Genomic DNA, 12,275 nt, shown 5'->3' on the forward strand with positions numbered 1-12,275 from the left:
AGAAACATCGCAGGGGCAAGCCCGATAATGATAGGAAAAAATAAAACTCGACATTCAGCCTATGAATTGAACTGACGGCTCATTTGCATTAAAATACAAAATCTATGGACAACGAATCAATTAAAAATATGCTTTTGGACATTCAGCCTTCAAATCTTGAATTCACTGTAACAATGACAGGCAAGGAAAGCAGCCGGGTAAACGGACTTTACAAGCCGGAAACAAGGGAAATTCTTCTTCACAACAAGAATTTCAAGACAGAAAACGAGCTTGTTTACACAGCAATCCACGAATACACCCATCATCTTATAAACGAAGAGCAGATAGAGCTTTCAGGCGGAAAAAATCCTCCCATAAAATCAAAAAGCCACACAAACTATTTCTGGGCAAAATTCCATGCGCTTTTGGACATTGCGGAAGAAAAAAATTACTACAAACTGGACGTTTCTCTTTCCCCGGAACTTGAGCAGCTTACAAAAGAAATCCGCGAAAAATACATTGAGCCGAACGGACACATAATGCATGAGCTTGGAAGAAGCCTTGTAAAAGCCCACGCGCTTTGCGAGCAGGCAAACATCCGCTACGAAGACTACTTGGACAGAATTCTTCAGATTCCGCGGACAACGGCAAAGAGCGCTTCAAAAGTCGGCTTGCTTCCGGACGAAGACTCTGCACTCGGATTCGACAACATGAAAATTGTAGCGGCTTGCAAAAAGCCTGACGAAAAAGCAAAGGCTGTGGAAGCAATTAAAAGCGGAAAAAGCCCGGACAGCGTAATTGCCATGATGAAGAAAAAGGCAAAAGAAATCGACCCAAAAGAAAAGCTTGAAAAAGAGCGCGACAGGCTCACAAAGACAATAAACGAGCTTACCCATCGCCTGGAATTTGTGGAGGAAAGCCTTGCAAATCTCTAAAAAAAGTTTTGTTCTTGCTTTAACCGCAGCCGCAGTTTTTAATGCCAGAGCACAAAGCACATCGTTCAGCTCCATTGCATCTCCTGCCATGCCAACAGTTTCTTCCCCGGAAATTGGCAACGGCTTTTATTCTCCCGGCTCAGTTTTAAAGCCTGAATACAGCAAAAACACAAGCCAAAGCAATTCAAGCCAGTCAGAAAAGGCAAAATCAGAAAATAAAAATGCAGAATCTTCAAATGCAAAAAACGAAGTGCAAAAGAAAATTTTATCCGCGCTGACTGCAAAAGATATTTCGCTTTTAAAAGAACAGGGGTTTTCAAGCGACATAAATTCCATGATATTTTCACTTTCGTCATCGGACAACTCACAGGAAACAAAAATTCTTTTAAATAAAATTCTTGCTGAAATTGAAAAAATCAAAGATGAGTCAGGCAAAGAAAACGAAAATAAAAAAACTTTCGAAGTTTCAGCCGCTTCTGCAAAAGAAGAAAAACTGCCAGAAAAATCCAAGGCACGGCTTCTTAGGTTCAGTGTAAACGGCTACGACATTTTAAGAACTTGCCGCAAAATTTATATTTCGGAAGTGCAGCTGGACGGAACTTTTTTAGTTACAGGCGACAGAGTTTATTCAAGCGACGGAAAAAACAGAACGGAAACTTTCCATATTTTATTTAAAAGTTCTCCAAGTGAAAGCGGAAGTTCAAACTACAAGGCCGCAGCAAATGTAACGCAAGACTTCCTGAATGAAAATTCATTTTTATATCAGCTTTCAAAATTTGAAAATCTTCCTGCAATGCGAGTTGGAAATTTTGTTTCAATGCGCACAGAAGAGCCAAACTGGAAACTAGAACTTTTAATTGATCTTGGAGAAAAATAAGCGTGAACGAAAAACTTAACGAGGGCTTAAAAAAACTAGGACTGGAATTTTCACAAAATCAAATCAGCCAGATTGAAACTTACATTTCATGCGTTCTTGAATTCAACAAGACTTACAATCTTATGAAAGCAGACTCCGCAGACGAACTTACGGTAAACCATATTCTTGACAGCCTTGCGGCGTCTCCAAGCATCGCGTCTTTTATTTATAAAATTCAAGAGAAAAAAAATATTGCCGCATTGCAAATTGCAGACATAGGTTCTGGCGGCGGATGCCCTGGAATTCCTTTGGCGGTGGCATTTCCTGAGCAAAATTTTACACTTGTTGAACGGATGGAAAAAAGATGCGGATTTTTGGAAAACGCAATTCGCAAAATGGAACTTTCAAATGTAAAAGTAAACTGCATTCAGGCTGACTTAGTAAAGCCCGAATCCTTTGACATTGAAGTGTTCCGAGCGTTTCATCCATTTGACTCAAAAAACACAAAGCTTCTTTTAAGAATGCTCAAAAAAGGCGGAATTCTTGTGGCATACAAAGCAAGAGCAGAAAAAATTTCTGCAGAAATGGAGTCTGTAAAATTCCTTGTTCCGTCGTATAAAAAAATAAAGCTGGAAGTTCCTTTCCTTGAAGATCACGAAAGAAATCTTGTGGTGGTGGAAAAATGATTTTTAATTCGTCTGTTTTTTTTATTTTATTTCTAGCAGGAACTGTTTTTGATTTTGCATTAAATCAGTTTCTTGAAGCTTCAGATTTCTTTTACAGAAAAAAGTACGGAAAGCAAATTCCAGAGCGGCTAAAAGATTTTGTAAATGTCCAGGAGCTAGAAAAAACCTGCGCTTACGAAGATACAAAATATTTTTTGTGGATTCCTTCAAACATTTTGAATTTTATTTTAAAGCTTGCTCTTGTTCTGTCGGGATTCTATGTTTTTCTTTATGAAAATTTCTACGGCTTTACAGCAAACGTTTTTGCAACAGTGATTCTTTTTTCTATTGTTTCTGGAATTCCGTCTTTTATTATAAATTTGCCATTTTCCCTTTATAAAGAATTCCGCATAGAAAAAAAATTCGGATTCAGCAACATGAATTTTAAAATGTGGATTCTGGACTTTGTAAAGTCTACAGTTTTATCCGCAGTAATAACAATTCCTATTCTGTGCGCAGCTGTTGCCCTTATAGTTTGCTTTAACAAAATATGGTGGCTTTTGTTTGCCATAGTTTATCTTGCATTTTCACTTGGAATAAGCTACATATATCCAGTTCTAATTGCGCCTATTTTCAACAAATTTTCTCCTCTTGAGGAAGGCGAAATAAAAGAGCGGATTGAAAAGCTTTTTGCAAAAACCGGATTCAAGACCTCTGGAATTTTTACAATGGACGCTTCAAGACGAAGCAACCACAGCAACGCGTATTTTACAGGCTTTGGAAAAAACAAGAGAATTGTCCTGTACGACACGCTAATAAAACAGCTTGAGCCTTCAGAAATTGAAGCAGTTCTTGGGCATGAACTTGGACACTGCAAAAAGCATCACATTGCAAAAAGAATGATTGTTATGATTCCGCTTGTATTTGTCTCGTTGCTGGCGGCAAGTTTAATTGCAAAATTACCTTCTCTTTATTCAGCATTTGGATGCGAGCCAATAAAAAATGTTGCGCCTTATATTCAGCCTTTGGGACTTTTGTTTATTGGATTAATTTTTGAAGGCTACGGAAATATTGTTTCTCTTGTTTCTAATTTCTTTAGCAGAAAAGATGAGTTTCAGGCGGACGCTTATTCAAAAGAAATGTGCGGAACTTCACAGCCGTTAATCAGCGCGCTTATAAAGCTGAACAAAGAAAATCTTTCTGAACTTGAGCCGCCCAAAATTTATTCAGTGTTCAACTACAGCCATCCGCCTTTAATGGAAAGAATAAAAGCTTTGGAAAACTAGGCTTTGCGCGAAAGGAACAAAACTGAAGCAGCAAAAAATATAAGAATATAAAAAGCCGCCGCCGCAAAAACAGCATTTGTTCCTAAAAGTCCAACCAAAACGTAGCTAAGCATATTAAAAAAGTAAAGCGCAATGTAAAAGGCAACAACCATAATAAAACCAAAAACCGGAATAAGAAGAGTCCATTTGAATTTAAAAATTTCATCTGGATTTTCAATTCTGTAGTTCCAGCCAATACATGCGCAAAAGACAAACATTATCAGCATTATAAAAGGAAAAGTTCCGCGCTGAACAAGATTCTGTGCAAAAACTTCCTGCGAAAAACCATATCCAGAAGCCCTAGGCAAAAGTTTAAATAAAACAGGGAGAGGCATTTCTTTTGCCCCGGAAGCAGCCGCATTTATAAGGTTGAAATCAGAAAACTGCATCGGCAAAATCATTGATGAAGCCTTCTTTATGTTCAAAGGAATTTTTTCTGCAGAATGTTCTTTTTTCTGCGGATTTTTAATTCCAAGATTCTTCGCATCAAGTTCAGAAAGTCCAGTTGGCTCATAAGAATAAACCGGGCGCGAAACCAAGCCTTCCGTATTTCTATCTACAGACTGAAGAATAACAAACGGAACATATTCCCACTTTTTTTCAATTCCCAAAAGCGCAAGATTTTCCTCTCCGAATTCAGAAACAGGCTGGGCAACGGCTTTTGCAAACGGAACAAAAAATGAATAAACAAATTTTCCGTTTTCATCGTAATGCACAACATTAAAATTTTCCATGTAGCGGACAAGGCTACCTTCCTTTTTTATGTCCATCGCATTCGAAATATAAAAAACATTTTTTGAGCCGTCAGGATAATCAAGTGAAAAATAAACTTTATGGCTGTCTGAAAGCTCTTCTATATATTTTGTTTCGTCAAAAAAGAAATACTGGTTTTCCAAATCTTCTTCTGCAAGCGCAAGAAATTTCTTTACGTCAGGATCGTTGGCAGCCTGAACATAATTGTTTTTTAAGCCAAGAAAAGTGTAATACGCCTTTAAAAAATCTCCGCGGGAAAAAGCAACATAACCGTCTTTTTTTATCTTGTAATAATTACGCTCAGCAGAATTGTCAAATTCAACTGGAAGGCTTAGCATTTTCCAGGCATAGTTTGATTTTTCAACTGCCGCATCAAGATTCGTATTTTTTCCATCGCAAGCTTCAACTGCAAGGCTCGCCCAATAATGAGCGTCAAACCACTGTTTTTTTTGCGCCGCAGAATCAGATTTTTCCAAAAGCTCAAGAATTGTGTGTCCCTTGTCTTTTACATGAAGCGGCTTTTTCACTTTTTCCGCAGCAGGCAAATTTTTCTTTCCATGAATTTCGCTGTCAATAAGAAGATCAACGGAATCCTCGGCAAGCTTTAAAACTCTTTTTGCATCTGTATCTTTTGGCGAAAGTTCCACTGCTTTTTTTGCATATTGAAGCGCAAGAATCGGCTGGTTCTGCTCCAAAAAATGCCCGGCAATAGAAATTGCATCTGAAAAATCCGACGGAGCTTCCTTTATAAAATCAATTTTACGTTTTGCAGACAGCTTGAAAATTTCTTCATTAAGCGAAAGAAAAAGAATAAAAACAAGCGATGAAAACAAAACAAGTTTGAATCTTGAAAACATCGCAGGAGAAAATCTAGAGCGACTGTTTCCAGTTTTTTTCTGCCAAAGAACCGCGCAAGAAACCGTAAATCCGCTTAAAAGAATTCCCGGAAGGCAAACTAAAAAAATATAAAGTCCGTAATAAAAAACAAAAGATTTTTCTGTTCCGATTATCAAAGATTCAGGACGCGGAATAAAAAAAACAGAAATCAAAAGGCAAAGACCGAAAATAATTGCCGTGTATATTCCGGTAATAAAAATAACTTTTTTCATAAGTCATCTCCGTAGTAAGCTGGCTCTGGCGAATTTTCATTTACAAGTCTTGAAATCAGCCACAAAACAAATGCCGCAGCAAAAATAAAAATATTTATAACGCAAACTAAAAATGATTTTACTGGAACTGATTTTATCAATACCGGAATTTTCTGAAACAAAGAATCGTTTGCGCCCAAAATAAAAAAGTTCAAAAAGAAAACAAAAATGTAGTCCATTAAAATAAAGAGCACATTTACAAGTCGCCAAGCAGAAATATTTTTTATCCAGGCAACAGAAGCAAAAGCCAAAATAATTGAAGAAAAAATTATCCAGGAAACAAAATTTTCAGAGCATCTTGAATATGAAGCTTCCGTAAATTTTTGAAAATACTTTAAAATCTGTCTTAGAAGAACCGGCACTTCAACTGTATTTTTTATAAGCGGATCTGAAAATTCATCTTGAAAAATTTCAGGCTTTTCCGAGCTGAATGTAAAAACGTTGCCGTTTGACTTTGACTTGTCAATGCAAATTCCAGAAGCGTTGTTTTCTGAGTCAACTTCTGAATAATACAAAACATAGCGGTTGTCTTGCGAAGTTCTAAAATATCCGGGCGAAAGAGAAACCGCGGCTTGCATTTCCTTATTTTTATAAACTGAAATTTCAAGTTTTTCTTTTAACGCCGGAATAAAAAAAATCCAAAGGCACAAATGCAAAATCATGCAGACAAGAACTGAATACCAAGGAATTTCTTTATGCCGGATTAAATAGAAAGAAATAAAAACAGGACACAACGAAAGCACAGCCGGCAAAACTTCAAAAATTCCCTGTAAAAAAAATCCTGAACTAAATGCGGAAAATTTCTGCCCGGCAACAAGAATTGTGCAAAGCGAATAAGTCATATAAAGAAACGCGCCAGTGCAAAGACCAAGCATAACAATAGCGATGTAGGCGGCAAAAATTTTTATGGAACAAATAAATTTCATATATATTTAGAGAATAACACGGATAACTGATAAAATCAAATCTGAAGAGCCGCAATGCTAAATTTTAACGCGTCCCTGAAAACTTCTTGCCAATGTGAGCCTGTCCGCATATTCCAAGTCGCCGCCAGCCGGAAGCCCTGAAGCAAGCCGCGTAACAACAACTTGAGTGTCCTGTAAAACACGCTGAATAAAAAGAGCAGTCGTGTCGCCTTCCACAGTCGGATTTGTTGCAATAATAACTTCTTTTATAACGCCAAGCTTTACACGTTCAAGCAACTGGGAAATTCTAAGTTTGTCCGGTGTAATTCCTTCAAGAGGAGAAATGACTCCACCCAAAACATGAAACAATCCATGGAATTCATGCGAGCTTTCGATTGTTGCAACATCTTGAGGCTGCTCAACAACGCAAAGAATTGTTTTATCCCTTGCAATGTCAGAGCAAATAGGGCAGGGGTCTTCTTCTGTCCAGGCGCCGCAAATGGAACAAGGTTTTATTCTTTCCTGCAGCGATAAAATTTGATTTGAAAAACGAATATTAAAAGAGCTGTCGGTTTTTAAAAGATGGCTTGCAATTCTAGCCGCAGATTTTTTTCCGATTCCAGGAAGCCTTGAAAAACTTTCTGTCAACTCATCAAGAGCGTTCATTTTTTACGCGCCCATTCCCGGAATATTCATTCCTGCCATCATAGGTCCAAGCTGATTTTTTATTTCATCCTGCATTTTTTCAAGGGCAGCATGATGAGCGGCTTTTATTAAATCCTGAAGCATAGGGACATCTCTGTTGTCAACGCAGATAGGATCAAGTTTTATATCCACAAGTTCAAATTTTCCATTTACTGTAACTTGCACCATGTTTCCGCCGGAAGAACCTTCGGCTTCAATCTCTGCAAGCTTTTCCTGCGCTGCCTTAAGCTGGCTCTGCATTCCCGCAAGATTTTTTACCATATCAAAAGGATTCATTGTTTTCTCCAGAAAAGTCTTTAGAATATGCTGAAAACAAGCGGTCAACGGGAGTCGAACCCGCCTATCAGGCTTGGGAAGCCTGTGTAATACCGATATACGATAACCGCAAGCCATAAAAGAATAATGTTATTCCGCTATTTTTTCAACACCCGGCAAATGCTAAAGTTTTTTCACTGATTTTCTTTCTATAAATTCAGCTGGAACACGGACACATTCGCACACTGGAATTCCAACAAGGCGGTTCATAAGAATTTCTGCGGAAAGCTCGCCGATTGTTTTTATATCTTGCCTGAATGTTGTCAAAGGCGGAGAATAAAATTCGGAAATCATTTCATCATCAAAACCAATAAAAGAAATGTCTTCTGGTATTCTTTTTCCGATTGATTTTACATATTCCATTGCACCAACCGCCATATTGTCATTTGCAACAAAAACTGCGGTAATATCGTCATGCCGCTCAAGAAGCTCTTTCATAGCATCATGGCTTTCTGCCCGCGACCATTTATGACAAAATTTCACATAAGATTTATCATATTTCAGACCAAAATCTCTAAAGGCGTTTTTTAATCCTTCCAAGCGATCAATTGCAGCCATATTATATTGCGAATAAGTTCCGCCGATATAAGCAATTTTTTTGTGTCCATTTTCAATAAAATATGAAGCGGCTTTATATCCGGAATCTACATTTGCAGTTACAACAGTTGGAACTCCAGGAATTATAAAGTTTGTTGAAACACAAGGAATGTCTGATTCTGCAAGCTCCATAATTTCACTATCCGCGCTGACTGGATTTATAATTCCGACCGCATCTACATTTCTGTGATAGCAATGCTCAACATAAGACTTTTTTTCTCCAATTGGAGCATGGGAAATAAAAATCAAATCGTATCCGGCAAGTTCAAATCCGTCCCTGAATTTATTAAGAATTTTTCCAAACAAAGGGTGATCAAAACCTCTTTGCATGTCGGCATCTTCATAAATTATTCCTATTAAAAAGGATTTTTTTGTGGTAAGGGTGCGGGCTGTTATATTTGGACGATAGCCTAATTCTTTTGCCGCATCAAGAATTTTTTTTCTAGTTGAATCGCTTAAGCCGCCCGTTTTATTAAGAGCTTTTGAAACTGTAGGGGCAGAATAACCTGTTTTTGAAGCAATATCGTAAATTGTAACCATTGATTTTCCGCCTCCATTTAAATTGTTTCTAATCTTAATCTAGGATGAACAAGAATTTCAAGATTTTTAAAAATAAATTTTTGTTCATCCTAATTCAAACAAAGGCGGAAAAATATTTAGTCTAGTTTCTTGTAGGAAAAATATTCAAAGTCTGCAAATTTCTTATAAGAAATCAAGTCAGCACAATACATTCCCACAAACGCTCCTGTAAATCCTTGCATTCCATACTCATCAGAAAGTTTGCTAGCATCAAGAAGCGGGCGAATCTGCCTGAAATTTTTTCCATCTTGAGACCAATAAAAAAATCCAGTTTTCTTGTGAACTTCAAGCCTTATCCAAACAGGTTTTTCTTCATCAAGCGGACATTCCATTTCACGAGAAAATCCTTCCGGCATAATAGACATAGCCTGAATAACTTTTCCTTTTTGCTCATTTTGCGTTACAACACAAAGATACTGGGACTTTTCATCATAACGGTAAACCATTCCTGCAAAATGCTGAAAATTTTCCGGACTGAATTCCATTTTAGTTTCTGCGACAAAATCAAAATCAGTCTGCCGGCGCGCTAAAAGACTTTGCTCAAAGCAAGAAACAGGAGATTGCCCTCCACGAATTCTTAAAAATCCTGAGCGTTCTGAAATTGAAAATCTTTTATCATCAAAAGGAATTCTTAAGGTTTTAAAATCCGCTAAAAAATCTTTATTTTTAAACGTATATTTTTCAGCAGCATGGACAACGCCACATCCAGGAGCAATAATTCCGCGCCCTTTTATTTCTATATAATCAGGCGGACAATTCTTTAAAGTTCCATCAGGCTGCTTTACCCAAGGCCAGCCATTTTTCCATTCAAGCTCTGCAATTCCAGTTTCGCGCCCAAGAACACAACGTTCAGTTCCTTCAAGAGGACGGCCGCAAAGGTAAACCAAATAATCTTTTTTTCCGTCTGGAGACTTGCACCAAGAACCATGCCCGGCTCTTTTTATTTTGCAGTCATAGCCATAGGAAGTAATCAGCGGATTTGCAGGATGAACTTCATAAGGTCCGAACAAATTTTTTGACCTTGCGCAAGTAATTGCGTGTTCATAGCTAGTTCCGCCTTCTGCACAAACAAGATAATACCATCCGTCGCGCTTATAAAGATGCGGACCTTCTACAAGCCCAATGTCTGTTCCTAAAAAAATCTTATGAACTTTTCCAACAAGTTTTTTTGCCTTGCAGTCATATTCCTGAACAAGAATTCCAGAAAACTGGCGCGGACCTTGCTGCCTATAATCCCATTCCATGTTCACAAACCATTTTCTTCCGTCGTCATCATGGAACAATGAAGCGTCAAATCCAGAAGCGTTCATAAAAATTGGATCAGACCACGGACCTTCAATAGATTCAGCGGTAGTCAAAAAATTCGGGCAGTCTTTCCAAGGTCCATCGTTCCAGCTTCTTACATTTGTAAAAACAAGATAAAAAATTCCATCTGAATAAGAAAGACATGGAGCCCAAATTCCACACGAAGCCTTGTTTCCCGCCATATCCAAAAGACGTTTTTCAGAAAGCGGGGAAGGAACAGAAGTCCATGTCTTCATATCTTTAGAACGATGCAGCTCAACTCCCGGAAACCATTCAAATGTAGAATTCGCAATAAAACATTCACCAGCCGCATTTACAATTGAAGGATCGGCATGAAACCCGGAAAGAATAGGATTATAAATTTTCATAATGAATTTACCTCTGTCTTTATTTTATTCTTTTACGCTTCCCATTGTAATTCCAGAAATAATATACCTTGACATAAACGCATAGAACACAAGAATCGGAATCAACGAAACTGCGACTCCAAGATAAATTGAACCATATTCTGTGCGGTAAATATCGCCACGCAAAGATTGAACAAGCATTGGCAAAGTATATTTATCTTGATCTGAAAGAAGAACAAACGGCGTCATAAAATTGTTCCAAGAAGCAACAAAAGAGAAAATGCTCTGCGCCGCAATTGCCGGCGTCAAAATCGGGAGCATTATCGTGTTGAAAATTCTAAATTCACCAGCTCCATCTATTCTTCCAGCATCAATAAGTTCAAATGAAAGAATTGATTCCATATATTGACGCAAGAACAGAACAGTTCCGGCCGAAGCAATTGAAGGAACAATAAGCGGAATAAAGCTGTTTGTAAGATGAATTTTCGCCATAAACTGATAGAATCCAATAAACGAAAGAGTTCCAGGAATCATAATTACAACAAGAATAAATCCCCAAAGCAAATTTCTTCCTTTAAATTTATAAACTTGAATTCCATAAGCTGTCAATGTAGAAAAATAAACTCCAAGCACAGTTGAAAAAATCGCAATAACCGCGCTGTTTCCAAATCCGCGCCAGATTTTAAAAGAACGGCTTGTAAGATTTTTCCAGTTTTGCAAAGTATTAGTTCCTGGCAAAAGAGAAATTCCAGAGTTAATCTGCGCATTCGTTCTTGTTGCGTTCACAAGCATAAGATAAATCGGAACAACAGCAAGCAGCGCAAAGAAAACCATCATCACATATAAAATAGTTCTTTTAAATGAAAGTTCATACTTATATTTCATAGCAAGCTCCTTGTATTAGTCTTCCTTGCGGGATTTTGCAGGACGCTCCTTTACAAGAGCATTTATTCCAAGAGATAAAATAATTGTGATAATAAATATAGCAATCGCAATTGCAGCGGCATAAGAATAATCTGTTCCGCCTTGGAATCCCATGTTGTAAAGATAAACTGACATCGTTCTAATCTTAAAGTCAGGCTCGCCGTGCATTCCTGTAAGCAAGAAAGGAATTTCAAAAAGCTGCATTCCGCCAATCATTGAAGTAACAAGAATATAAAGCATCATCGGGCGCAAAAGCGGCAATGTTATATAGAAAGTCTGCTGGCGGTTATTCGCTCCGTCAACAATAGCAGCCTCATACAAAGAAGGTGAAATACTTGTAATTCCAGCCATAAGCATAATCAAAGTATGACCGCACCACATCCACCACTGAATAAAAGAAACAATCAAGCGTGAAGCATTTGGCATTCTAAAAAAATTGAATCCTTGCTTTACAACTTCGCCGTCAACAACTCCAGAAGACCAGATTCCAAGAGTTCCTGTCAAAAACTGATTTACAGGTCCAACCGGATAAGCAAAAAGACTTCTAAAAAGAATCGCAATAGATGCAGTTGTCAAAAGATTCGGCATATAGAAAACCGCACGGAACAAGCCTTTTCCCTTTAAATTCAATCTTACATCAGTAAACCAAATTGCAAAAAGCAATGCGATTCCAAGCTGAGGAACAAAGTTGCAGCCCCACATTATAAAAGTGTTTTTTACGGCTCCCCAGAAATATCTATCATTTACAAGCTTCTGAAAATTCTTTAATCCGACAAAACTAAAGTCAGAGCGAAGACCTTTTAAATTGCTGAATCCTAAAATCAATGTATACAAAATCGGCCATAACTGAAAAGCCGCATAAACCAGTATAAAAGGCAAAACAAAAAAGTATCCGTTTCTATTTGTCTTGGTTTCTATTCCGGATTTTTTTTTCATC

The 12,275-nt window shown here is 37.7% G+C and carries 12 protein-coding genes and 1 tRNA gene; 4 read left to right on the forward strand and 9 right to left on the reverse strand.

The window, feature by feature from the left end; genetic code table 11:
* Window positions 1-104 precede the first annotated feature (104 nt).
* Genes B4C08_RS01265 through B4C08_RS01280 form a run of 4 tightly spaced genes read left to right on the forward strand, consistent with a single transcriptional unit; the run spans window position 105 to window position 3,721 of the window.
* Window positions 105-914 (forward strand): hypothetical protein, encoded by an 810-nt coding sequence (locus B4C08_RS01265; RefSeq protein WP_295799510.1) that lies wholly within the window; start codon window positions 105-107, stop codon window positions 912-914.
* Window positions 901-1,791: a hypothetical protein gene (locus B4C08_RS01270; RefSeq protein WP_296662237.1), complete on the forward strand. Its 891-nt coding sequence runs from the start codon at window positions 901-903 to the stop codon at window positions 1,789-1,791. Before B4C08_RS01265 ends, B4C08_RS01270 begins: the two co-directional genes overlap by 14 nt.
* Before the next feature lie 2 nt (window positions 1,792-1,793).
* On the forward strand, window positions 1,794-2,456 hold the full coding sequence (gene rsmG / locus B4C08_RS01275; RefSeq protein WP_296662238.1) for a 16S rRNA (guanine(527)-N(7))-methyltransferase RsmG: 663 nt from the start codon (window positions 1,794-1,796) through the stop codon (window positions 2,454-2,456).
* Window positions 2,453-3,721: a M48 family metallopeptidase gene (locus B4C08_RS01280; protein WP_296662239.1), complete on the forward strand. Its 1,269-nt coding sequence runs from the start codon at window positions 2,453-2,455 to the stop codon at window positions 3,719-3,721. Before rsmG ends, B4C08_RS01280 begins: the two co-directional genes overlap by 4 nt.
* Here B4C08_RS01280 and B4C08_RS01285 read toward each other — a convergent pair.
* The 9 genes from B4C08_RS01285 to B4C08_RS01325 all read right to left on the reverse strand — a co-directional run bounded on the left by B4C08_RS01285 (window position 3,718) and on the right by B4C08_RS01325 (window position 12,274).
* Window positions 3,718-5,622 carry a hypothetical protein gene (locus B4C08_RS01285; RefSeq protein WP_296662240.1) on the reverse strand — a complete coding sequence of 635 codons (1,905 nt, stop codon included), beginning with the start codon at window positions 5,620-5,622 and terminating at the stop codon, window positions 3,718-3,720. The genes B4C08_RS01280 and B4C08_RS01285 overlap by 4 nt on opposite strands.
* Entirely contained in the window at window positions 5,619-6,587 is a 969-nt protein-coding gene (locus B4C08_RS01290; protein ID WP_296662241.1) for a hypothetical protein, read from the reverse strand. Before B4C08_RS01290 ends, B4C08_RS01285 begins: the two co-directional genes overlap by 4 nt.
* 57 nt (window positions 6,588-6,644) lie before the next feature.
* Window positions 6,645-7,232, reverse strand: coding sequence for a recombination mediator RecR (recR, locus tag B4C08_RS01295; RefSeq protein ID WP_013700337.1), 588 nt, complete (start codon window positions 7,230-7,232; stop codon window positions 6,645-6,647).
* 3 nt (window positions 7,233-7,235) lie between these two features.
* A complete protein-coding gene (locus B4C08_RS01300) occupies window positions 7,236-7,547 on the reverse strand; it encodes a YbaB/EbfC family nucleoid-associated protein (RefSeq protein ID WP_295798630.1) in 312 nt (103 codons plus the stop codon).
* Window positions 7,548-7,586: 39 nt separating this feature from the next.
* A tRNA-Gly gene (locus B4C08_RS01305) sits at window positions 7,587-7,657 on the reverse strand.
* A 52-nt stretch (window positions 7,658-7,709) separates the two neighbouring features.
* Window positions 7,710-8,723: a LacI family DNA-binding transcriptional regulator gene (locus B4C08_RS01310; protein ID WP_296662242.1), complete on the reverse strand. Its 1,014-nt coding sequence runs from the start codon at window positions 8,721-8,723 to the stop codon at window positions 7,710-7,712.
* A gap of 116 nt (window positions 8,724-8,839) precedes the next feature.
* Window positions 8,840-10,435, reverse strand: a complete 1,596-nt coding sequence (locus B4C08_RS01315; protein ID WP_296662243.1) for a glycoside hydrolase family 43 protein — start codon at window positions 10,433-10,435, stop codon at window positions 8,840-8,842.
* A 24-nt stretch (window positions 10,436-10,459) separates the two neighbouring features.
* Window positions 10,460-11,299 carry a carbohydrate ABC transporter permease gene (locus tag B4C08_RS01320; RefSeq protein ID WP_295798643.1) on the reverse strand — a complete coding sequence of 280 codons (840 nt, stop codon included), beginning with the start codon at window positions 11,297-11,299 and terminating at the stop codon, window positions 10,460-10,462.
* Window positions 11,300-11,314: 15 nt separating this feature from the next.
* Window positions 11,315-12,274, reverse strand: coding sequence for a carbohydrate ABC transporter permease (locus B4C08_RS01325; protein ID WP_295798645.1), 960 nt, complete (start codon window positions 12,272-12,274; stop codon window positions 11,315-11,317).
* Window position 12,275 lies beyond the last annotated feature (1 nt).

It is taken from the genome of Treponema sp. UBA753, assembly GCF_002297325.1.
Taxonomy (GTDB): domain Bacteria; phylum Spirochaetota; class Spirochaetia; order Treponematales; family Treponemataceae; genus Treponema_D.

Coding starts and splice junctions, on each gene's coding strand:
- B4C08_RS01265 (WP_295799510.1), top strand. CDS start 105: ATGGACAACGAATCAATTAAAAATATGCTTTTGGACATTCAGCCTTCA.
- B4C08_RS01280 (WP_296662239.1), top strand. CDS start 2,453: ATGATTTTTAATTCGTCTGTTTTTTTTATTTTATTTCTAGCAGGAACT.
- B4C08_RS01285 (WP_296662240.1), bottom strand. CDS start 5,622: ATGAAAAAAGTTATTTTTATTACCGGAATATACACGGCAATTATTTTC.
- B4C08_RS01290 (WP_296662241.1), bottom strand. CDS start 6,587: ATGAAATTTATTTGTTCCATAAAAATTTTTGCCGCCTACATCGCTATT.
- recR (WP_013700337.1), bottom strand. CDS start 7,232: ATGAACGCTCTTGATGAGTTGACAGAAAGTTTTTCAAGGCTTCCTGGA.
- B4C08_RS01300 (WP_295798630.1), bottom strand. CDS start 7,547: ATGAATCCTTTTGATATGGTAAAAAATCTTGCGGGAATGCAGAGCCAG.
- B4C08_RS01310 (WP_296662242.1), bottom strand. CDS start 8,723: ATGGTTACAATTTACGATATTGCTTCAAAAACAGGTTATTCTGCCCCT.
- B4C08_RS01315 (WP_296662243.1), bottom strand. CDS start 10,435: ATGAAAATTTATAATCCTATTCTTTCCGGGTTTCATGCCGATCCTTCA.
- B4C08_RS01320 (WP_295798643.1), bottom strand. CDS start 11,299: ATGAAATATAAGTATGAACTTTCATTTAAAAGAACTATTTTATATGTG.
- B4C08_RS01325 (WP_295798645.1), bottom strand. CDS start 12,274: ATGAAAAAAAAATCCGGAATAGAAACCAAGACAAATAGAAACGGATAC.